General features: G+C 68.0%; 19 protein-coding genes. 11 read left to right on the forward strand and 8 right to left on the reverse strand.

The genetic code is table 11. The features are described from left to right. The 8 genes from AC5P65_RS05730 (at position 1) to AC5P65_RS05765 (ending at position 5,917) form a co-directional block, all read left to right on the forward strand. Positions 1–486 carry a CYTH domain-containing protein gene (locus AC5P65_RS05730; RefSeq protein WP_031270571.1) on the forward strand — a complete coding sequence of 162 codons (486 nt, stop codon included), beginning with the start codon at positions 1–3 and terminating at the stop codon, positions 484–486. Between the two features lie 113 nt (positions 487–599). After that, positions 600–1,295, forward strand: coding sequence for a DsbA family oxidoreductase (locus AC5P65_RS05735; protein WP_111098042.1), 696 nt, complete (start codon positions 600–602; stop codon positions 1,293–1,295). A gap of 115 nt (positions 1,296–1,410) precedes the next feature. After that, positions 1,411–2,418, forward strand: a complete 1,008-nt coding sequence (gene nagZ / locus AC5P65_RS05740) for a beta-N-acetylhexosaminidase (protein WP_019662160.1) — start codon at positions 1,411–1,413, stop codon at positions 2,416–2,418. Next, complete coding sequence (locus tag AC5P65_RS05745) at positions 2,418–2,972, forward strand: hypoxanthine-guanine phosphoribosyltransferase (RefSeq protein ID WP_005410592.1); 555 nt, start codon at positions 2,418–2,420, stop codon at positions 2,970–2,972. Before nagZ ends, AC5P65_RS05745 begins: the two co-directional genes overlap by 1 nt. 82 nt (positions 2,973–3,054) lie before the next feature. Next, complete coding sequence (locus AC5P65_RS05750) at positions 3,055–3,801, forward strand: S-methyl-5'-thioinosine phosphorylase (protein WP_111098041.1); 747 nt, start codon at positions 3,055–3,057, stop codon at positions 3,799–3,801. An 88-nt stretch (positions 3,802–3,889) separates the two neighbouring features. Continuing rightward, on the forward strand, positions 3,890–4,096 hold the full coding sequence (locus AC5P65_RS05755) for a cold-shock protein (RefSeq protein ID WP_005410590.1): 207 nt from the start codon (positions 3,890–3,892) through the stop codon (positions 4,094–4,096). Positions 4,097–4,198: 102 nt separating this feature from the next. Next, positions 4,199–5,467 (forward strand): FAD-dependent oxidoreductase, encoded by a 1,269-nt coding sequence (locus tag AC5P65_RS05760; protein WP_111098040.1) that lies wholly within the window; start codon positions 4,199–4,201, stop codon positions 5,465–5,467. 180 nt (positions 5,468–5,647) lie between these two features. After that, entirely contained in the window at positions 5,648–5,917 is a 270-nt protein-coding gene (locus AC5P65_RS05765) for a hypothetical protein (protein WP_019662157.1), read from the forward strand. A 1-nt stretch (position 5,918) separates the two neighbouring features. On the opposite strand, the gene pdeM is transcribed toward AC5P65_RS05765, so the two are convergent. Genes pdeM through AC5P65_RS05785 form a run of 4 tightly spaced genes read right to left on the reverse strand, consistent with a single transcriptional unit; the run spans position 5,919 to position 11,608 of the window. Next, entirely contained in the window at positions 5,919–6,560 is a 642-nt protein-coding gene (gene pdeM, locus AC5P65_RS05770) for a ligase-associated DNA damage response endonuclease PdeM (RefSeq protein ID WP_111098039.1), read from the reverse strand. Next, positions 6,550–9,009: a ligase-associated DNA damage response DEXH box helicase gene (locus AC5P65_RS05775; RefSeq protein WP_111098038.1), complete on the reverse strand. Its 2,460-nt coding sequence runs from the start codon at positions 9,007–9,009 to the stop codon at positions 6,550–6,552. Before AC5P65_RS05775 ends, pdeM begins: the two co-directional genes overlap by 11 nt. After that, positions 9,006–10,613, reverse strand: coding sequence for an ATP-dependent DNA ligase (locus AC5P65_RS05780; protein WP_111103081.1), 1,608 nt, complete (start codon positions 10,611–10,613; stop codon positions 9,006–9,008). Before AC5P65_RS05780 ends, AC5P65_RS05775 begins: the two co-directional genes overlap by 4 nt. Further along, positions 10,610–11,608 carry a ligase-associated DNA damage response exonuclease gene (locus AC5P65_RS05785; RefSeq protein WP_111098037.1) on the reverse strand — a complete coding sequence of 333 codons (999 nt, stop codon included), beginning with the start codon at positions 11,606–11,608 and terminating at the stop codon, positions 10,610–10,612. The genes AC5P65_RS05780 and AC5P65_RS05785 overlap by 4 nt, the downstream gene beginning before the upstream one ends. Positions 11,609–11,721: 113 nt before the next feature. On the opposite strand from AC5P65_RS05785, the gene AC5P65_RS05790 reads away from it, so the two are divergent. Continuing rightward, positions 11,722–13,359, forward strand: coding sequence for an acyl-CoA dehydrogenase family protein (locus AC5P65_RS05790; RefSeq protein WP_180832170.1), 1,638 nt, complete (start codon positions 11,722–11,724; stop codon positions 13,357–13,359). 281 nt (positions 13,360–13,640) lie between these two features. On the opposite strand, the gene AC5P65_RS05795 is transcribed toward AC5P65_RS05790, so the two are convergent. The 3 genes from AC5P65_RS05795 to AC5P65_RS05805 form a co-directional block, all read right to left on the reverse strand. After that, on the reverse strand, positions 13,641–14,051 hold the full coding sequence (locus tag AC5P65_RS05795; protein WP_019662151.1) for a hypothetical protein: 411 nt from the start codon (positions 14,049–14,051) through the stop codon (positions 13,641–13,643). Between the two features lie 156 nt (positions 14,052–14,207). Continuing rightward, positions 14,208–14,549, reverse strand: a complete 342-nt coding sequence (locus AC5P65_RS05800) for a hypothetical protein (RefSeq protein WP_019662150.1) — start codon at positions 14,547–14,549, stop codon at positions 14,208–14,210. A gap of 124 nt (positions 14,550–14,673) precedes the next feature. Next, a complete protein-coding gene (locus AC5P65_RS05805) occupies positions 14,674–15,849 on the reverse strand; it encodes a thiolase family protein (RefSeq protein ID WP_019662149.1) in 1,176 nt (391 codons plus the stop codon). Between the two features lie 183 nt (positions 15,850–16,032). Between AC5P65_RS05805 and AC5P65_RS05810 the strand changes: the two genes are divergently transcribed. Further along, entirely contained in the window at positions 16,033–18,873 is a 2,841-nt protein-coding gene (locus AC5P65_RS05810) for an autotransporter serine protease (protein WP_111098036.1), read from the forward strand. Between the two features lie 46 nt (positions 18,874–18,919). On the opposite strand, the gene AC5P65_RS05815 is transcribed toward AC5P65_RS05810, so the two are convergent. Continuing rightward, positions 18,920–20,017, reverse strand: coding sequence for a Glu/Leu/Phe/Val dehydrogenase dimerization domain-containing protein (locus AC5P65_RS05815; RefSeq protein WP_019662147.1), 1,098 nt, complete (start codon positions 20,015–20,017; stop codon positions 18,920–18,922). 277 nt (positions 20,018–20,294) lie between these two features. Here AC5P65_RS05815 and AC5P65_RS05820 point away from each other — a divergent pair, with 277 nt between their 5' ends. Further along, positions 20,295–21,371 (forward strand): HDOD domain-containing protein, encoded by a 1,077-nt coding sequence (locus tag AC5P65_RS05820; protein ID WP_111098035.1) that lies wholly within the window; start codon positions 20,295–20,297, stop codon positions 21,369–21,371. Positions 21,372–21,374: the final 3 nt, after the last annotated feature.

Below are 21,374 nucleotides of genomic sequence, written 5' to 3' on the forward strand. Positions count from 1 at the left end.
ATGGGCATCGAAATCGAACGCAAATTCCTGGTCAGCAGCGATGGCTGGCGCACCGCCGCGCATCGGGTGATCCCGATGGCGCAGGGCTACATCAACGACATGGGCGCGCTCGACCGCGGCACCCAGAACGCCTCGGTGCGCGTGCGCATCGAAGGCGACCACGCCGCGCTGAACCTGAAGTCGCGCACCCTCGGCCATACCCGCCAGGAGTTCGACTACCCGATCCCGGTGGAGGACGCGCGCGCACTGCTGGCGCTGTGCGTCGGCGGCCTGATCGACAAGCGCCGCCATCTGGTCGAACACGCCGGCCTGACCTGGGAAGTGGATGAGTTCCTCGGTGACAACGCCGGCCTGGTGGTGGCTGAAGTCGAGCTGGAAAGCGCCGACCAAGCCATCGACCTGCCGGACTGGGTCGGTGCCGAAGTGACCGATGACGCCCGTTACTACAACGTTGCCCTGGCCAGCCGCCCGTATTCAGAGTGGTGAACCCCAAAAAGGGGGACGGAGGGGATTAAGTCGTCTTTACCCCGCCTGTGCAGAAAGCGACTTAATCCCCTCCGTCCCCTTTTATCGAGGAAGGGGGGCCCCATGTGGTGGGGATGAGAATCGACATCTATTCCGACGTGGTCTGCCCCTGGTGCTGGATCGGCAAGCATCGTTTCCAGCAGGGCGTGCAGTTGCTGGGCGAGCACGCGCCTGATCTTGATATCCACTGGCAGCCGTTCCAGCTGGACCCGGATGCGGACGACACCCCGCTGCCGCTGCGCGAGGCCTATGCGCGCAAGTTCGGGGGCGTCGAGCGCACCGAGCAGATCCTCGGCCAGACCCAGACCACCGCACGCGCGGAGGGGCTGCCGATGGATTTCAACCAGGGCCAGGTGCGGGTGACCACGCTGCCGGCGCACCGAGTGCTGTGGCTGGCCGGCGAGCACGGCGTGCAGGATGCGGTCAGCGAGGCGCTGTTCCGCGCCCACTTCGAACATGGCCAGAACCTGGCCGACAACGCTGTACTGGTGAAGGCCGGCGTGGCTGGCGGCCTGGACGGTGGCGAAATCGCGCAGATGCTGGCCTCGGACCGTGGCTTGGCCGAGGTCGAGGCCAAGCTCGGCCAAGCCCATGCGCTGGGCATTTCCTCCGTGCCGACCTTTGTCATCGACGGGAAGTGGGCGATCTCCGGGGCGCAGCCGCCAGAAGGCTTTGCCAACGCGCTGCGCCAGATCGCGGCCGAACAGGGGCCCCCGGCCGCCCCGGCTGGCGACGACGAGGCCTGCGGCCCGGACGGCTGCAGGGTCTGAGCAGACCGGGGCAGAGCCCCCGCATTTCCCTTTTCCCCTTGACCACTGCGCCTGTCGGCCGGTTCTGCGACAATGCGGCACTGCGCCATGCGGGCGCGCGTTGTGGAGATCAACCATGCTGCTGATCGGCGTTGCCGGCACCGAACTGACCACCCAGGAACGTGACTGGCTGCAGCACGATGCCGTGGCCGGGGTGGTGCTGTTCAAGCGCAACTTCGCCTCGCGCCAGCAGGTAACCGATCTGAGCGCGGCGATCCGCGCCGCTGCGCCGCGCCCGCAGCTGATCTGCGTGGACCAGGAAGGCGGCCGCGTACAGCGCTTCCGCGAAGGTTACAGTGATCTGCCGCCACTGCAGGACATCGGTGCCCTGTACGCCACCGACCCGCAGCAGGCCCTGTCGCTGGCCGAGCAGCACGCCTGGCTGATGGCCAGTGAAGTCCGCGCCAGCGGGCTGGACCTCAGCTTCGCGCCGGTGGTCGATCTTGGCCGCGGCAACCGCGCCATCGGCAACCGCGCCTTCAGCGAAGACCCGCAGGTGGTTGCGGCGTTCACCGCAGCCTATGTGCGTGGCATGCATGCGGTCGGCATGGCCGCCACGCTCAAGCATTTCCCCGGCCACGGCACCGTGCTGGAAGACACCCACGTGGATACCGCGATCGACCCGCGCGCGCTGGACGAGCTGCGCGCGCAGGACCTGGTGCCATTCCAGGCCGGCATCGCCGCCGGTGCCGACGCGGTGATGATGGCGCACGTGATCTACCCGCAGATTGCGCCTGAACCGGCTGGCTATTCGCCGCGCTGGATCCAGGACATCCTGCGTGGCGAGCTCGGCTTCCGCGGCGTGGTGTTCTCCGATGACATCGGCATGGCCGCCTCGCACAGTGCCGGTGGCGTGCCCGCGCGCGTGCACGCACACCTGGACGCCGGCTGCGACGTGGTGCTGGTCTGCCACCCGGAGCTGGTTGATGAAGCCCTGCACGCGGTGCAGGGGCGCTCCCTCAATACTGCTGCGCTGCTGGGCCTGCTCGGCCGCGGCGCGCTTGGCTGGGATGGCCTGCTGGCCGATGCCCGCCATGGCCACACCCAATCCCGTCTGATTGAAACCCTTGGAAGAACCGTCTGATGCCCAACCTCACCATTTCCCAGGCCCTGGCCCAGGCTGACCTGCTGGTCGACCGCCCCACCATCGACAAGGCCATCGCTGGTATCGCCGACGCCATCGCGCGCGATTACAAGGGCGAGGTGCCGCTGTTCCTGTCAATCATGCACGGCGCGCTGCCGTTCGCCGGCCAGCTGGCGCTGGAGCTGGGCGCGCGCGGCCAGGACGTGCAGTTCGATTACCTGCACGCCACCCGTTACCGCGGCGAAACCACCGGCGGCGACCTGGTCTGGAAGCACAAGCCGGCGACCTCGCTGTTCGGCCGCCGCGTGCTGCTGGTCGACGACATCCTGGACGAGGGCTACACCCTGCAGGGCGTGCGCACCTGGTGCCTGGAACAGGGCGCGACCGACGTGCGCATCGCCGCGATGACGGTGAAGAAGCACGACCGCGCGCTGCCGGACGTGACCGCCGACTACGCCGGCATCGAACTGCCGGACCGCTACGTGTTCGGCTTCGGCATGGACGTCAATGAAACCCTGCGCTGCGTGCCGGCCATCTACGCGATGAAGGAATAACGGCGCAGCCGCCCGCGGTGCGTCTTCTTCTGCCGCCGGCATCCTCGGGTGCCGGCGTTGGTCTTTTCATGGAGTGCTTTGAATGCAACAGATCGCCCTGGCCGTGATCGGCGGTACCGGTGTCTACAACCTGGCCAAGCTTGACGACGTGCAGACCCACGAGGTCGACACCCGCTTCGGCCGCCCGTCCGGCCCGGTACGCGTCGGTACGCTGCTTGGACACCGCGTGGCGTTCCTGGCGCGGCATGGCGAGGGCCATTCGCTGCCGCCGCACAAGATCAACTACCGCGCCAACCTGGCCGCACTGCAGCAACTGGGCGCGCAGCGCGTGCTGGCGTTGAACACGGTGGGAGGCATCACCGAACACTTTGGTCCGCGCGTGCTGGCCTGCCCGGATCAGATCATCGACTACACCTGGGGCCGCATCAGCACGATCTGTGAAGAAGAAGGCACCGACGTGGTCCACGTCGATTTCGGCCACCCCTATACGCCGATGCTGCGCAGCAAGATCCTGGCCGCTGCGACAGTGACCGGTGTCACGGTCCATGACGGCGGCTGCTACGGCGCAACGCAGGGCCCGCGCCTGGAAACCATCGCCGAGATCGCCCGCATGCGCCGCGACGGCTGCGATCTGGTGGGCATGACCGGGATGCCGGAAGCCGCACTGGCACGGGAGCTGGGGCTGGATTACGCCTGCCTGGCGATCATCGCCAACTGGGCTGCCGGCTGTGGCGATGGTGAAGAGATCACGATGGCTGAAGTACTTGCCAACGTGCAGGCCGCCAGCAACGGACTTCCGGAACTGGTAGGTGAATTGGCACGGGGGTGATTGTCTTCGCCGAGCAAGCTTTGCATACTCAGCTTGTGCGCGGGTTCAGCGTACACCACCCATTCATTGCATAAGGTCTCGCATCACCATGCCGAACGGTACCGTCAAGTGGTTCAACGACGCCAAGGGATTTGGCTTCATCTCGCCGGAGGATGGCAGCGCCGACGTGTTCGCGCACTTCTCCGCCATCAACTCCAAGGGCTTCCGCAGCCTGCAGGAAGGCCAGCGTGTCACCTATGACGTGACCCAGGGCCCGAAGGGTGCCCAGGCTTCGAACATCACGCCGGCCGAGTGATCCACTCGACAGTGCGTTGAAAACCCCGCTCCGGCGGGGTTTTTTTTGCGCGGCATGCTCGCGGCCCGTTCGCGATCCACCCACCTCGGGCACAATGCGCCCATGAAGGAACGACTGCGCATCGCCGTGATCGGCTACGGCACCGCTGGACAGGCAGTGTCCATCCTGCTCACCCGTGACGGCCACGAGGTGGAGATCTTCGAACGCGTGCCCACGCCGGGACCGGTTGGCGCCGGCTTCCTGCTGCAGCCCAGCGGCCTGCAGGTACTGTGGCAGATGGGCCTGCTTGATTCCGTGCGTGCACATGCCGCGCCGGTGCATCGCCTGTATGGCGACACGCCGTGCGAGCGCGCGGTGATGGACATGGCCTATGCCGGGCTGGATGCACGCCTGCATGGGCTGGGCATGCAGCGCGGGGCGCTGTTTTCGCTGCTGGACCAGGCCCGCGATGGCGCCGGCCAGCTGCATGTCGGCACCACCATCGTTTCCGTCGACGCCGCACAGGGGCGTTTGCGCGACAGCGAGGGGCGCCAGCACGGACCGTTCGACCTTGTGGTGGCTGCCGATGGTGCAGCTTCAACGCTGCGCGGCGGCGTCGAGCGGGGCATCGCGCTGGACAGGGTTTACCCGTGGGGCGCGCTGTGGTGCCTGCTGCCGGCCGAGGACTGGCCGCACATGAGCGAGCTGCGCCAGCGCTACGTGGCCGCGCGCAAGATGATCGGGCTGCTGCCGGTCGGTACCCGCCCCGGTGATGACATGCCGCGCCTGAGCTTCTTCTGGAGCCTGCCACGCGCCGATTTCGATCGGTGGCAGGCCGAAGGTATGGCGCCCTGGCTGGATGAACTGCATGCGCTGTGGCCGCAGGCCAGTGCGCGCTTCGCCCATCTGCGCGATGCCGGCCAGATGGCGCGCGCCGTTTACCGTGATGCGGTGATGACACGTTGGCACCAAGGCCGCATGGTGCTGGCCGGTGATGCGGCGCATGCGATGAGCCCACAGCTGGGGCAGGGTGTGAACATGGCGTTGCTCGATGCGCTGGCACTGCGCGATGCCGTGCGCAGCCATGGCGGCAGTGCGGCGGCATTGCAGGCCTACCAAGCGCAGCGGCGCGCACATGTGGCCGTGTACCAGCGCTGGAGCCGCTGGCTGACGCCACTGTTCCAGTCCGACCGCGACGCTTGGGCGAAAGCGCGTGATGTGCTGCTTGGCCCGATGGGGCGCCTGCCCGGTGGCCGTGGGCATATGCTGCGCATACTCAGTGGCACGCAGCATGGCTGGCTTGGCTCGCTCCAACTGGACCCGGCATTCGTCAACGAACTGGGCACGTCGATGGCAATGCCTCCCAGCAACGCGATCACGGCCAGTGCGTGAGGCGCGTCGTCACGTGAATTAACGGCTGCGTCACTACAGATATGCGAGAAGTGGGTTGCACGCGATTGCGCGTCGCCCGTTTTCCTTTCCGTGATCGACATCGCGCGTGGCCCGGGCGGCGCTGCCGTTGCGGCCTGTTGCGGCCCGGACGCGCCGCCTGTTGTTGAAGAGGAGGACGCCATGTTGTTCGCGGTCGAGGAGCTGGAATCGGAAATCTGCAAGCTGCGTGGTCTGCTGCAGATGCTGCACGAGGACCAGCCCGACGTACTGGAGGACGTGTTTGAATTCCATGTGGGCAGCCTGATCAGCCACGCGTCGCCGGAACACCATGCACGCATCCGCGCCTGCGCGCAGGAAATGCTGGCGAGGATCCAGGCCTTGCCGCGGCGGCGTGAAGGGGATACGCCCGAGTTCCAGTTGATGCCGCAGCTGGAGATCCGCCCCGCCTGATTCACGTCACGGGCAGTTCGACCAGGCTGCCCTCGACGCAGGCCACCCTCTGCTCGCCGGGAGCGGGAACAGGCACGATTCCCGAAGTGAACGCAGAGAAGGCCGGCAGGACCGTCATCCCGTCACGCAGCCAGAATACGGGGAAGCGCCGACGCAACGGCGGCAGGGCGACCTGCGGATGCAGATGCCCAGCGATCACATGCCGTCCTGCATCGGCCACTGGCTCATGGCGAAGCATGAACGGATGCAGGTGTGCTTCATCGTGGATCTGTACCAGTAGCTGGGCGTGCGGCAGGTGGCGGTCGTGATTTCCGCGCAGGACATGCACGTCCAGCGCCGCGTTGCGTTCGCGCCACGCCAACCATTGCTGGTACCACGCGGCGCGATGCGCCGGTCCATGCAGGATGTCGCCCAGGATCCACAGCTCGCGGCATGCATACCTGTCCAGCAGCGCCTGCAGGCGATTGAGGTCTTCCCCGGTGCCACCACTGGGGAGCGCGATGCCGGCACGGCGGAATACGTCGGCCTTGCCCAAGTGCAGGTCGGCGATCAACAGCGCCTGCCGTGTGGGCCAGTACAGCGCGCGCTCGCCAAGCAGCACAAGCGATTCGCCCGCGCGCAGCAGCAGCAGTTCATCGGCCATGGCGGCGCTCCAGCTGCTTGGCCGCGCGTTGCACGCGGGTACGCCAGTCCTCGTTGCTGAACTGCCCACGCAGGCGTTCGGCCCACAGCGGGAAGCCCAGGGGCGTCAGCGACGCCGGGCATTGCACCGACAGCGCCTGCGTGCCGATCCTTGCCAGTACCTGCCGCAAGCCCGGCAGGTCAAGGCTGTCGTGCAGCACTTCGCGTTCGGCCAACGCCAGCAGCAGATGGCCCGGATCGTGCTCGCGCAGTACATCGAAGAGCAGGCCCGCCGACGCCTGCAACTGCCGCAGCGATCGCGGCATGCCACCGGGCAGGCTGGGCACCAGCAGGCCGGCCACACGTGCGATGCCGCGGAACTGGCGCCGCGCCAGCTCGCCCAGGTTCACTGCGGCACGCAGATCATCCAGCAGCTGATCGGGGGTGAACAATGCTCGCCATTGCGCTGCGTCCAGATCGATCGCCTGGGCCGGTGCCAGCACCAGGCCATGGTCGTTCACCGCGTAGCCGATGCTGTTGCGCTGCAGGCGGGTACAGCGCAAGGCCAGCAGGGCGGCCAGCGCCTCATGCACGTGGCGGCCGGCAAAGGGATAGACGAACAGGAACTGGCCTTCGCGACGCCGCACCTGTTCCACCAGCAGGTGGTCCGGGCCGGGAAGCGCCGACAACTGTTGCTGCAGTGCCAGCAAGGGCGACAGCCAGCGTGATTCGGCACTGTTGTCGGCGCCGGACAGTACCCACTCCAGCTCGCGACCGAGTGGCATCGACAGCGGCAACTGGCCTCCCTGCCAGCGTGGCACGACGCCGTCTCCGCGCCCTCGTGCCAACCGCACGAAGGCGGTCATGTCGCGCAGCTGCACCAGCTCCAGCAGGCGCCCGGCGAACTGGAAACGATCGCCACGTCGCAGCCGGCTGGCGAACTGCTCCTCCACGGCGCCCAGGCTGCCGCCGCGCAGGAACTGCACGCGCACGCTGCCATCGCTGCTGATGGTGCCGATCGAAAGCCGATGACGCAGCGCCTGGCGGCGGTCATGCATGCGGTACCACCCATCGGCATCACGCACGACCTTGTGGAAATCGGGGTACTGGGCCAAGGCCTGCCCGCCCTGCACGATGAACGTGAGCACGGCCTGCCATTGGTCGTTGCCGAGCGACGCGAAGGCATGGGTACGCCGGACCTGTTCCAGCAGCGCAGTGCTGTCGAAGCCGCCCGCCAGCGCACGGCTGACCGCGTGCTGGGCCAGCACATCCAGCGACAGCGTCGGCGGCCTGCGCGCTTCGACCACGCCTTCAGCCAATGCACGGCGCACCGCAGCGTACTCGGCCAGTTCCAGCGCATGGCTGGGCACGCACAGGATGGCGCCGCTGGCACCCGGGCGGTGGCGTGCGCGTCCGGCGCGCTGGCGCAGGCGCGCCACGCCCTTCGGGCTGCCCAGCTGCAGGACCTGTTCTACTTCGGGGAAGTCCACGCCGAGGTCAAGGCTGGAAGTGGCAACCACGCAGCGCAGCGCGCCCGCGCGCAGTCCGTCTTCCACCTGCTGGCGCAGGGCCGGATCCAGCGAGCCGTGGTGCAGCGCAAGCGTGTCCAGTTCCTCCGGCCACACCGCGGCCAGCGCCTGATGCCACAGTTCTGCCTGTGCACGGGTGTTGGTGAACAGCAGGCTGCTGCGTGCCTGCATCAGCGCCTCCAGCACGCGTGGCAGCTGTGCCAGGCCCAGATGCCCCGCCCATGGGAAGCGTTCGCCGGGGCCTGGCAGCAGGCTGCGCACGCTGAGTGTGCGCGGCCGTACGCCCTGCACGATCGGTGCTTCCGGTTGACCGGGCAGCAGCACGTCGCGCGCCTCCTGCAGATTGCCCAGCGTGGCCGACAGACCCCACAGCTGCAATGCCGGCCTGGCATCGCGCAACACCGCCAGGTTCAACTGCAGCAGGACGCCGCGCTTGTTGCCCAGCAGTTCGTGCCATTCATCCACCACCACGCAGCGCAGCTGGCGCATGCGCGGCAGCGTGTCGGGATAGCTCAACAACAGCGCCAGCGATTCGGGCGTGGTCACCAGTACGTCGACGCGGCCCTCGCGCGCCTGTCGTCGTTCGCGGTTGCTGGCGTCGCCACTACGCAGGCCGACACGCCATCCCAGCCCCAGCCCATCGACCACGTCCTGCAGTGCGCGTGCGGTATCACTGGCCAACGCGCGCAAGGGCGTCACCCACAGCACCTGCAGTGGGCGCACCGCGCTGGCCCGACGGGGCAAGGGCGGCGGATCGATCATGGCCTGCAGCAGGGGCCCGCCGAACATCGCCAGTGTCTTGCCGCTGCCCGTGGGCGTATGCAGCAACCCGGATTCGCCCGCCAGGTAGTGGCGCCACATTGCGCGCTGGAACGGCAGTGAGCGCCAGCCTCTGGACGCAAACCAGTCTTCCAGCCGGCGCAGCGCCTGGCTGCGGGTCATCGCGCCAGCGCCTTCAGGCTGGCCAGCTGATCGGCCTCGCTGGCGGGCTTGTCGTGGCGCCAGCGCAGGATGCGCGGGAAGCGCACGGCGATGCCGGACTTGTGCCGGCTGCTGCGGTTGACTGCTTCAAAGCCCAGCTCGAACACCTGTTCGGCGCGTACGCTGCGCACCGGCCCGAAGCGCTCGCGGGTGTTGGCGCGGATCCAGCGGTCGAGCGCGAGGATCTCCTTGTCGTCCAGGCCGGAATACGCCTTGGCCACCGGCACCAGCGTGTCGCCGTCCCACACGCCAAAGGTGTAGTCGGTGTACAGCGTGCTGCGTCGGCCGTGCCCGGCCTGTGCGTACAGCAGCACCGCGTCTATCGTGAGTGGATCGACCTTCCATTTCCACCAGTCGCCGCGTCGTCGCCCCGCTTGGTAGGAGGACGTGCGCCGCTTCAGCATCAACCCCTCCACACCGCGTTCGCGCGCCACATCGCGCATCGCCGCGGCCTTCGGCCAGTCGCCGGCGGCAACGTCGGGCGACAGCTGGATGCGCGCATCGCCCAGTGCACCGACGACCTCGGTGAGCCGCGCGCGCCGTTGCTGCAATGGAAGTTCGCGCAGGTCCGCGCCATCGAGTTCCAGCAGGTCGTAGGCGAGCACGCGCACCGGCGTGTTGCGCAGGGTGGCCGCGCCGGGTTTGCGGCGCTGGATGCGGGTCTGCAGCGCGGTGAAGGCACGTGGCAGGTCCGCGGCTTCGTCCCAGGCCAGCAGCTCGCCATCCAGCACGCAGCCATCGGGAAGCGCCATCGCCGCCTGTTCGATTTCGGGGAAGCGACCATCCAGCCGCTCTTCGCCACGTGACCACAAGGCGACCTCGCCGCGCCGGCGCAGCAGCTGCACGCGGATGCCATCCCACTTCCATTCCAGCAGCCAGTCGTCGATCGCACCGAGTCGTTCGGCAGGGCTGCCCTCCAGTGGCGAGGCGAGGAAAAAGGGGTAGGGCTGCTGCCGGTCGAGCGGCAGCTCATCCGGCGACAGCAGCTGGGCCAGCAGCCCGGGCGAGGGCACCCACTCGCCCAGCATGCGCTGGGCGATGCGGGCAATATCCAGGCCGGACCACTCGGCCAGCGCCTGCTGCACCAGCCGTTGCGAGACGCCAACGCGCAGGGCTCCGGTCAGCAGCTTGTTGAACACCAGGCGTTCGCTGCTGCACAGCTGCCGCCAGCCGGCGACGACCGCCGCACGGCGCACCGCCTCGGGTTGGTTGGCCACCGCCAGCAGGTGCTGTTCGATCCATTCGGCCAGGGGGCGGTCAGGCGAGGGGTTTGGTGGGTCGTCCAGCAGCAGGGTCAGCGTTTCGGCCAGGTCACCGACCTGCGCATAGCTGTCGTCCACCAGCCACGGTGGCAACCCTGATTCCTCGGCGATCCAGGCGCGCAGTTCGCCACTGGCGGCGATCTTCCGGCGTGCGCCGCCCACCTTGCCACCACTGAGGAGGTACAGCGCCCACGCCGCATCGTGCGCGCCTGCCTGGCCGAAGTAATCGACCAGTGCCGCTCGCTTGTCCAGCGTGGCAGTGCTGCGGTCCAGGCGTTGGTAGAGCGCTGCGAAGGCTTTCATTCCTCGCTCCCGAAACCGGTACGGAAGGCTTCGGCAGCCACGCCGCGCTCACGCAGGTAGGGAATCAGCGCATCGGTATTGCCATGGGTGGCGATCACCCGCTGCGCGCCGGTCTGTTCGATCGTCGTCAGCAGTGCTGGCCAATCGGCGTGATCGGAAATGACGAAGCCACGATCGACGTTGCGTCGGCGCCGGTTACCGCGCAATTGCATCCAGCCCGAGGCGAAGCCCAGCTGGTGGCGCCCGAAGCGGCGCATCCAGGGCGTGCCCGCAGCCGAGGGCGGGGCGAGGATCAACTGGCCGGCGGCATCGGGTTGACGGCCCTGTTCGGCCACGGTGAGCGTCTCCAGCATCGGTACGCCGGCCTGCCGGTACACCGCTACGCCATTGGCGATGGCGCCATGCAGCCAGGCCGGGCGATCATCCAGCGGCCGCAGCTCGGCCAGCACCCGTTGTGCCTTGCCCAGTGCATAGCACAGCAGGATCGCCGCCTCGCCGCGCTGTTCGCATTCGCGGCGCCACGCCACGATCTCCGCAGCGACTGCCGGCGTGTCCGGCCAGCGGTAGATCGGCAGGGCGAAGGTTGCCTCGGTGATGAACGTATCGCAGGGCACCACTTCGAACGGCGCGCAGGTCGGGTCTGGCTGGCGCTTGTAGTCGCCGGAGGCCACCCAGACCTGCCGCCCGTCGTCGATGCGCACCTGCGAGGACCCCAGCACGTGGCCGGCTGGATGCAGTGATACCTGCACCCGGCCCAGGCGGAACGGGGTGCCCTCGGCATGCGCCTGCACCGGCACGTCGCCCAGGCGCCAACGCAGGATCGGCAGGCTGCCGTCGCTGCAGTGGTATTCGCCCATGCCCGGGCGAGCATGGTCACCGTGGCCATGGGTGATGACCGCGCGCGGCACCGGCCGCCAGGGATCGATGTGGAAGTCGCCCGCAGCGCAGTACAGCCCCTCCGGTCGCAACACCACCAGATCGTCATTGCTTGCCATGCCATCACTGTGGCCTGCGGCTCGTGCACGGGGTGAGAACCGGCCTGAACACGGGCTTGGCAGGTCATGCGGCACAATCGGGCCGCACACTTCTTGCCGCCAGGATGGACCGGATGAGTGGACCGAGCTTCAGCAGCAACGCGCCCTACGAAACCCATGTGGTACTGAACCAGCCGCCGCCGTTCGCGGGGCGGCAGTTGTGGACCGACGACGCGGCGCTGATGGAAGCCGTTCAGCGCGAAGGCGCTGGCAGCTTCGCGCCACGATTGGCGGTGTATGGCGCGCTGGCGGGTGATGAGCTGTACCGGGTCGGCTTCGATGCCAACCGCGATCGGCCACGCCTGCGCACGCATGATGCGCAGGGCCATCGCATCGACACGGTGGAGTTCCATCCGGCCTATCACCAGTTGATGGACACGGCCAAATCGCACGGGGTCGCAGGCTTGTCCTGGCATGAGCCGCAGCCCGGCGCGCACGTGGCACGTGCGGTGTTGAGCTACCTGCATCACCAGGCCGAGGCGGGCACCAGTTGCCCATTGACGATGACCCATGCAGCAGTAGCGGTGCTGCGCACGCAGCCGCACCTGGCCGAGTGGGCACGCAAGGCCGCAGCGCCGGTCTATGACCCGCGCGACGTGCCGGTGGCGGACAAGGCCGGCATCACCCTGGGCATGGGCATGACCGAGAAGCAGGGCGGCTCGGATGTACGTGCCAACAGTACCCGCGCCGAACCGATCGATGGCGAGCGCTATCGCCTGGTCGGCCACAAGTGGTTCTTTTCCGCGCCGATGTGCGACGGCTTCCTGGTGCTGGCGCAGGCGCCGGGAGGACTGACCTGCCTGCTGTTGCCGCGCCGCCTGGCAGACGGTGACCGCAATGCGTTCCGCCTGATGCGGTTGAAGGACAAGCTTGGGGATTGGGCCAATGCCTCCAGCGAGGTCGAGTTCTGCGGCGCGCAGGCGTGGCGGGTGGGTGAAGAGGGCCGCGGCGTGGCCACCATCATCGGCATGGTGATGATGACCCGCCTGGACTGCATGCTGGGCGCCGCAGCGGAGATGCGCATGGCGCTGGCGCAGGCGCTGCATCACGCACGGCATCGCCGCACCTTTGGCAAGCTGCTGGTCGAGCACCCGTTGATGACCAACGTGCTGGCTGATCTGGCAATGGAGTCGGAAGCGGCCACGGTGTTGGCGATCCGCATCGCACGCGCGGTGGATCGTGCCGGTGTGGATGCCAATGAAGCCGCGATGGCACGGTTGGGGACGGCACTGGGCAAGTACTGGCTGTGCAAGCGTGCGCCGGCCTTCGTCAATGAAGCGCAGGAATGCCTGGGCGGCGCGGGCTATGTGGAGGAGTCGATGCTGCCGCGCCTGTACCGGCAGGCACCGTTGAATTCGATCTGGGAAGGCAGCGGCAACATCCAGTGTCTGGATGTGCTGCGTGCATTGGCCCGTGAACCGGACGCGATGGCGGCATTGCGCGGCGAGCTGGCGGCGGTGGCCGACCGTGATGCGCGCTACGCAGCGGCATTGCAGCGCTGGGCAGCGGCACCGGCACCGGAGGAATCACAGGCGCGGCTGTTCTGCGAGCGCACTGCGCTGTTGTTGCAGGCAGCGCTGCTGCTGCGTGCGCGCAGCCCGATCGCCGAGGCGTTCGTGCGCAGCCGGCTGGAAGGAGAGCACGGGCTGGCATTCGGGACGCTGCCGGCGGGCCTGGAGCTGACCGCGATGCTGGCGCGCGCGCTGCCGTAGGCAATGGCCAACGGCGGTGCCCCTCGTGGTGGGCGCTGATACTGATGGATGGGCCGCGCGGGTAGGTCGCGCAGGGGGCGCCGTGAATACGTCCTTGTAGGCTCGGGCGCGCCATCCATGGCGCTTACGCCCCTGCGCAACCTACCCGCGCGGCCTTGGACGGTTTCCGTGCCGTCCACCACGGAATCAACAGAAAGAGCGGAGAGCGAAAAGCAGTAAAGCCGCGGCCATGCCGCGGCTTTTCCTGTAGCGCCGAGCCGGTGCTCGGCTGCCGGCAAGGCTCAGTGCTTGGCTTCTTCCTTGGCGGCGTTGGCCTTGGCGTCATTGGCGACATCGCGCGCCTTGTCGGCGACCTTCTGCGCGGCGTCGGCAGTGGCGTCGCTGGCGTGCGCGGCCGCGTCGGTGGCGGCGACCTTGGCCTGGTCAGCGGCATTGGCGGTGGCGTCGGCGGCCTTGTCCAGCGCCTGCTGGGTATCGGCGGCGGCCTGCTCGGAAGCAGCAGCGGTCTTGTCGGCGGCGTCGCGGGTTGCGGCAGCGGCCCGGTCGACGGCATCGCGGGCAGCGACGCCAGCGCTGTCGGCGGCCTGCTGCGCGTCCTGCTTGGCCTGTTCGGCCTCCGGGCCCTTGCAGGCGGCCAGGGCCAGCAGCAGGGAGCCGGCCAGCAGGGTGGTGGTGATCGGACGAATCTTCATGGCGGTCTCCGGTACTGCAATGGATGGGGACGCCAGCCTATTCATGCCGTTGTGAAGACGGGGTCGCGGAGCGCGCTCAGTCGCGATCCACGGGCGCAAAGAAAAAGCCGCTGGCGAACCAGCGGCTTTTCCGGAACAGCGTGAAGAAAGAAGTGATTACTTCTTGGCTTCTTCAGCAGCGTCCTTGGCCTGCTCAGCGGTAGCTTCGGCAGCCTTGGCGGCGTCCTTGGCTTCGCCAGCAGCGGCGTCGGTGGCAGCAGCGGCGGTGTTGGCAGCAGCGTCGGTCGCAGCGTCGGCAGCGGTGGCGGCGGTGTCAGCGGCCTGCTGGGCAGCGTCGGCGGTCTGGGCGCCAGCAGCGGCGGCCTGGTCGGCAGCAGCCTGGGCTTCGGTGGCGGCTTCGTTGGCCGAAGCAGCGGCGTCCTGGGCAGCTTCCTGCTTCGAGCAGGCGGCCAGGGCCAGAGCCAGGGACATCGCGACCAGCAGCTTGTTGATGCTCATTGTGTAAATCCTCGTCGTTAGAATTAGGCAACGCGCATGCTGCGCGCCGACAACATGATGACAAGCCAAGATTGGGTGTCAAGCGATCCCGCATTCATTTTTGCGAAATCATCGTTAAATCTAGTTAAATCAATTCGATGGCGATCGCGGTTGCTTCGCCACCGCCGATGCACAGGGTGGCAATGCCGCGCTTGCCACCGCGCGTGCGCAGGGCATTGACCAGGGTCACCACCAGGCGTGCGCCGGAGGCACCGATCGGATGGCCCAGTGCACAGGCGCCGCCATTCACGTTGAGCTTGTCGTGCGGAATGCCCAGTTCGCGCATCGGCGCCATCGCCACCACAGCGAAGGCTTCATTGATTTCGAACAGATCGACCTGATCCAGCGACCAGCCGGTCTTGTCCAGCAGCTTGCGCAGCGCGCCGATCGGGGCAGTGGTGAACCACTCCGGTTCCTGCGAATGGGTGGCGTGGCCGACGATTCGGGCCAACGGCTTGATGCCGCGCGCAGCCGCATCTTCCTCGGTCAGCAGGACCACTGCGGCAGCGCCGTCGGAAATGCTGGAAGAGCTGGCGGCGGTCACACTGCCGTCCTTCTTGAAGGCCGGGCGCAGGGTCGGGATCTTGGCGATGTCCGAACGGCCGGGCTGCTCGTCGGTGGTGATCTCGACCTCGCCCTTGCGGGTGGCGACCTTCACCGCGACGATTTCATCGGCGAACGCGCCGTTGGCCTGGGCTGCCTGCGCGCGCTTGACCGATTCGATGGCGTAGGCGTCCTGCTCTTCGCGGCTGAACTGGTACTTGTCCACGGCGCATTCGGCGAATTCACCCATCGCCTTGCCGTCATAAGCGTTGACCAGGCCGTCGTGGGCCATGTGATCGACCGCCTGGAAGTTGCCGAAGCGGTTGCCGGTGCGCGAGTTGGGCAGCATGTGCGGCGCGTTGGACATCGATTCCATGCCGCCGGCGACAACGATGCTGGCCGAACCGGCCTTGATCAGGTCATGACCGAGCATGATGGTCTTCATGCCGGAGCCGCAGACCTTGTTCAGCGTGGTGGCACCGGTCGACAGCGGAATGCCGGCAGCGATCGCCGCCTGGCGGGCGGGCGCCTGGCCGAGGTTGGCCGGCAGCACGCAGCCCATGAGGACTTCGGAAACGTCGCTGGCCGGGATGCCCGACTGCTCCAGTGCGGCGGCGATGGCGGCCGCGCCCAGGGTCGGGGTCGGCACGCCGTTGAACTGGCCGAGGAAGGAGCCGATGGCGGTGCGCTTGGCGGCGGCGATGACGATGTTGGACATGGCAATCTCGTTGATGCGTAAGCAATGTTCGGAAAGGAGACCGTGGGCCGTTGGAAGCGCCCCGGTTTCCCGGCAGACTGCGTGGGGGTCGGCCCAAGTATAGAGGGTCGGGGAGGGCCGCCGCTGGACGGCGCCGCATGCCTGCCGGGACAACGACGGGCCAATGTTCATGGGAAGGAATCGATGGAACGCACGACGACGGTGAAATCTGCCCTGGCGACCGCGCTGGCACTGGCGCTGACAGCCTGTGGCGGAGGTGGCGGGGGCGGCAACGTGCGCATTGACACACCGCCACCACCGCCGCCACCCACGACCCCGCCACCGACGCCGCCGCCGCCGGCAAAACCGCAGGAGCCGGCCTTCGACGCGCATCTGTCGGTCACCAATGCGCGTGCCGCACAGGCCGCCGGCCTGAGCGGCCAGAACGTGCGCATCGGTATCGTCGATTCGGGCGTGCAGCGCGACGCGGTGGCACTGAACGGGCGGGTGGTGGCCAACCTCAACTACATCGATCCGTCGCGCAACAACCTGCAGGTGGACGACGTGGTGGGCCACGGCACGGCGGTAGCCAGCCTGGCTGCCGGCGCGCCGGTTGGGTCCTGGCCAGGCGGCATCGCCCCTGGTGCGCAGATCGTTTCGGCGCGGATCATCGCCGACAAGCCGCCCGCCGACGATGGCAGCGGCAAGGGCAATTCCTTCAGCGGACCGCTGGGCGTGGCCCAGGTGCACCAGGACCTGATCAGCTACAACGTAAAGGTGATGAACAACTCGTGGGGCGGCCTGTACTGGACCGACCTGCCGACCACCGCGCAGGTGGCCGCCGAGTATCGCCCCTTCGTGGTCAACCACGGCGGGCTGGTGGTGTTCGCAGCGGGCAATGACGGCCGCAGTGAACCGAGCAGCCTGGCCGCGCTGCCCAGCCAGCTGGGCGTTGCCGGCTCGCTGCCGGCGGCAGATCTGGAGCGCGGCTGGCTGGTGGCGACCGCGGTGGATCCCTATGCACCGGGCACGTTGGCCAGCTACGCCAATGGCTGCGGCCAGGCCGCGCGCTACTGCCTGGCAGCGCCGGGCAGCGCGGTCTATCCCGATGCAAACGGGGGCAGCTACTACTGGAACTACGGCACGTCATTCGCGGCGCCGCTGGTGTCCGGCGCCGCTGCGCTGGTCTGGCAGCGCTATCCGTATTTCAGCAACGACCTGGTGCGGCAGACCCTGCTGGGCACTGCCAAGGACATCGGCGCCCCGGGCGTGGATCCGGTGTTCGGCTACGGCCTGCTCGACATCGGTCGTGCGATCAACGGTCCGGGTCGCTTCGACTGGGGGGATGTGGTTGCCAACGTGGATGTGGCCTCCAGCGGTTCGGCGTGGCGCAACAACATCGTCGGCAGCGGCGGCCTGGTCAAGCAGGGCGGGGGCACTCTGGTGCTGGCCGGCAACAACAGCTATACCGGTTCCACCCGCATCGAACGCGGCATCCTGGCACTGCAGGACGGTGGCGTGATCCGTTCCAACGTGACCATCCTCGGCCAGTCCGATCCGGATTCGACCGGCCTGCAGTTCAATGGCGGCGCGCCGCGCGTGATCGGCAACGTGGTCAACGGCAGCAGCGTATTCCTCACCACCGGCAACACCACCGGCACCATCGAGGGCGACTACGCCCAGCAGGCGGGCGCACAGTTGATGATCGCACTCGGCGCCAATGCGCTGCAGGTCACCGGCAAGGCCACCCTCGACGGTGGCGTGCGCGTGCATGGCTTCGTCTCCGGCTACGTGCCACAGAGCGGCACCCGGCAGGACCTGATCCATGCGGACGGCGGACTCAGTGGTGCCTTCAGTACGCCGGCCACCTCCAGCGGCCTGCAGGGACTGTCGCTGTTGCAGAGCAGCTATGGCTACGACAGCAACAACGCCTGGTTGAACCTGACCCAGGTCAGTGTCACCGGGGCAGCCAGCGGCCTGGGGGCTTCCGCCCAGGCGGCAGCACAGCGGCTGGAGGGTGCATTTGCCGCGCTCGACAAGAATGCAGGACTGCAGGGATCGGCCTTCGGTACGGCCGCCGGGGCGCTGCAGTGGACCGGCGGTGGCAGCAACGGCCTCGAGGCTAGTCTGCAGAGCCTGTCCGGGCAGGCGCACGCGCGGGCCGAAGCGGTCACCTTCGACAGCATCGACATGTCACGCCGTGCCATCGCAGAGCGCTTTGATCGCGTGCAGGCGGCGCCGCGCCTGCGCGGGGCCTGGCAGAGTGCGCTCGGCCAGGCCGGGCAGGGCAGCTTTGCCGGCAACGCCGCCGACAGCCGCGGTTGGATGGCCGGCCAGGACCTGCCGCTGGGCAGCACCGGGCTGATGGGTGTGGCCTTCGGCGAGACCCGCAGCAACGGTGGCAGCAGCTTCGGCGGCGATCGCGGGCGTGATCGCCAGGCGCAGGCACAGCTTTACGCGGGCTGGAATCTGGGCCGGGGCTATGCGCTGGCCCAGATCGGCAGCGGGCAGTTCACCCGGGCGCTGGATCGCCAACTGCTGCTGGGCGCGGGTAGTTACGGTGTTTCGGCCCGCTATGGCGGGCGCTTCAGCAGTGCCAGTGTCGAAGGCGGCTATCGCTTCGGCCGCGCGGGTGCCTCGTTGACACCGTATCTGGGCGCCAGCACCACGCGCGTGGATACCGATGCGTTCAACGAACTGGGCGGGTTCGGCTTCGGCCTGCGTGGCGATGCCAACCGCGTGCAGCGCAGCCAGATGCTGGCCGGCATCCGCGGCGAGCATGGCTGGGGGCGCTGGACCCTGCGCGGGCATGCCGAGTGGCAGCAGCGGCTCGAGGGTGCCGATGCGGCGTGGCAGGCCAGTTTCGTCGGCGTCGATGCCTGGGCACCACTGGCGGGCTGGAATGCGCCGCGCGGCAGTGCGCTGATCGGCATGGCGCTGGAATCGTGGTGGGGTCGCAGTGGCCGCCTGAGCCTGGGCTTCGACCAGCGCGTCGGGGGCGAGGGCGCGCGCCAGGCGGCGTTGCGCTACAGCACCGGGTTCTGAGTGACAGTCGCGCCGGGACGCCAGCCCCGGCGCGACATCGACGCGCTCAGCCGCCGCGCAGGTTGCCCAGGCGCGGGGTGCTGCGGCCCAGCGGCATCTTCAATTTGCCGATCGACAGGATGCGGCTTTCGGCGATGCGGTCGGCCGCTCGCTGCGGCGCGATGTTCTCGCGCTGCGACAGTTCGAAGATGCGGGTGAGGTTGTGATAGATGCTGCGGATCAGGCGCATCGCGCGTTCGCGGTTGTAGCCGTCGATCTCCAGCGACACGTTCATCACGCCACCAGCATTGACCGCATAGTCCGGCGCATACAGGATGCCGCGCGCATGCAGTTCGTCGCCGATTTCCAGGCTCGACAACTGGTTGTTGGCGGTGCCGCAGATGATCTTTGCCTTGATCCGCGGCAGGGTGTCGGCGTTGATCGCGCCTTCCAGCGCACACGGTGCGAACACATCGGCATTCACTTCATGGATCTCGTCCGGCTTGACCGCTTCAGCGCCGAAGTCGCTGACCGCGCGGTCAACCAGCGCGCTGTCCAGGTCGGTGACATACAGCTTGGCACCGCGGTCACGCAGCAGCTTCACCAGTTCCATCCCGATGTGACCCAGGCCCTGCACCGCGATGCTGGTCTTGCCCACTTCCTCATGGCCGAACTTGAAGCGCATCGACGCCATCAACGCCTGAAGCGCGCCGTAGGCGGTGAACGGGGCCGGATCACCGGAGCCGCCATGGACCTGGTGCACGCCGGTCACGAACTGGCTCTCCAGGTAGATGTTCTCCATGTCGTTGACATCGGTGCCGACGTCCTCGGCGGTGATGTAGCGTCCGCCCAGCGAATCGACATAGCGACCGAAGGCACGGAACAGCACCTCGGTCTTGTCCGCTTTGGGGTCGCCGATGATCACCGCCTTGCCGCCACCGACGTTGAGGCCGGCCAGTGCATTCTTGTAGGTCATCGTCCGGCTCAGGCGCAGCGCATCGGCCAGCGCCTCGTCGGTGCTGGCGTAAGGACGCATGCGCACGCCGCCCAGGGCCGGGCCAAGGGTGGTGTTGTGGATGGCGATGATCGCCTTCAGGCCGGCGTCGTGGTTGTGGCAGAACACCACCTGTTCGTGGCCGGTGGTGGCGAGGGTTTCGAATAGCATGGCGTCTCCGATGGCGCGATCAGCGGCGAACTGCAGCGAACGGCCAGTGAACGGTAGGGTCCCAAAACAAAAAAAGCGACGTCGTCGGTGCAGGGGGACGGGTCGCGCGGCGCCATTCTAGTCCATTCCCCCGGCCGGTGCCGTCGACATCGCATGCCTTCCGGTTAAAGAAGATGAAAGTGCGGCCGATGCTGCGACGACGGCGGGTGGCCGGATTCGCGTGAAGAGGCAGGCGGTCAGTGACGGCAAGGGCACCACAACGACAGGGCAGGCGGCGATGACAGCGGCCTGGTGGCGATCACTGCGCGGCTGGCTGGCGCGCTCGACCGGGGCTGCGCCGTCCCGCTTGGCGGCGGTATCGCGACAGGCAGTGGCGGCAGCGGCTGCGAGCCTGCAGGGTGAGGCCCTGCCGTCTGCGGAGATCGCCGCACATCTGCAGCGCGGCCTGCACGCGTTGGCGTTGTACCCACGACTGGCCGGTGAGCCGGCGCCTGTACAGGATCCGGCGTTGGGGGAAGCGGTGGCACGCGCGCTGCAGGACCGCGACTGGGCTACCCGGCAGTTGCCGCGCCGTCCGCAGCTGCTGCCGCAGCTGATCCAGACCGTCAACGACGATGCCGCCTCCGCGCGGGTGATGGCCGCGATCATCGGCCAGGACCCGGTGCTGACCGGCAACCTGCTGCGCATCGCCAACAGCCCCGCCTACAAGGTGCACGAGCGGCCCGTGGAAAGCCTGCAGCGGGCAGTGACCCTGGTCGGTACCGACGGCGTTCGGCAGATCATCAGCGCGGTACTGGTACAGCCGGTGATGCAGATGCAGTGCGATGCGTTCCCGCAGTTCAGCACGATCATCTGGGAGCACGCACTGCTGGCCTCGCGCGCGGCTGCAGACCACGCACGCACGGTTACCTTCGGTGATGCTTTCGCCGCGCAGTGGCTGGGCCTGGTGCAGGGCCTGGGCGCGGCGCTGGTGATGCGCCAGCTGCTGCAGGAAGCCCAGGCACGTGGTGAAACCGTGGAGCCGGCGCTGGCACTGCAGCTGCTTCAGCAGTGGTCGTTACCGCTGGCACAACGGGTGGCGGCTGCGTGGGAGCTGCCCGAGCCGGTGCATCAGGCGCTGTTGCCGGAGGCCGAGGGCCCGCTGGCCGACAGCCTGCGCCTGGCCAGCGCCGCTGCGGCGGCCAGCCTGCTGTGCCGCCATGGGCATGCCAGCCAGAGCCGCATGCTGGCCCTGCTGGAACAGCTGCCTTCGGCACCGCCGCATGCATTGCGCTGGATCTGGCGGCGACTGCATGGGCGCAGCGTGGAAACGCTGGATGATGCCGGGCAGGAAGCCACCGATCCGGGGCGCTGAGCG

It is taken from the genome of Stenotrophomonas sp. YJH_SMC_48-3 (assembly GCF_059369375.1).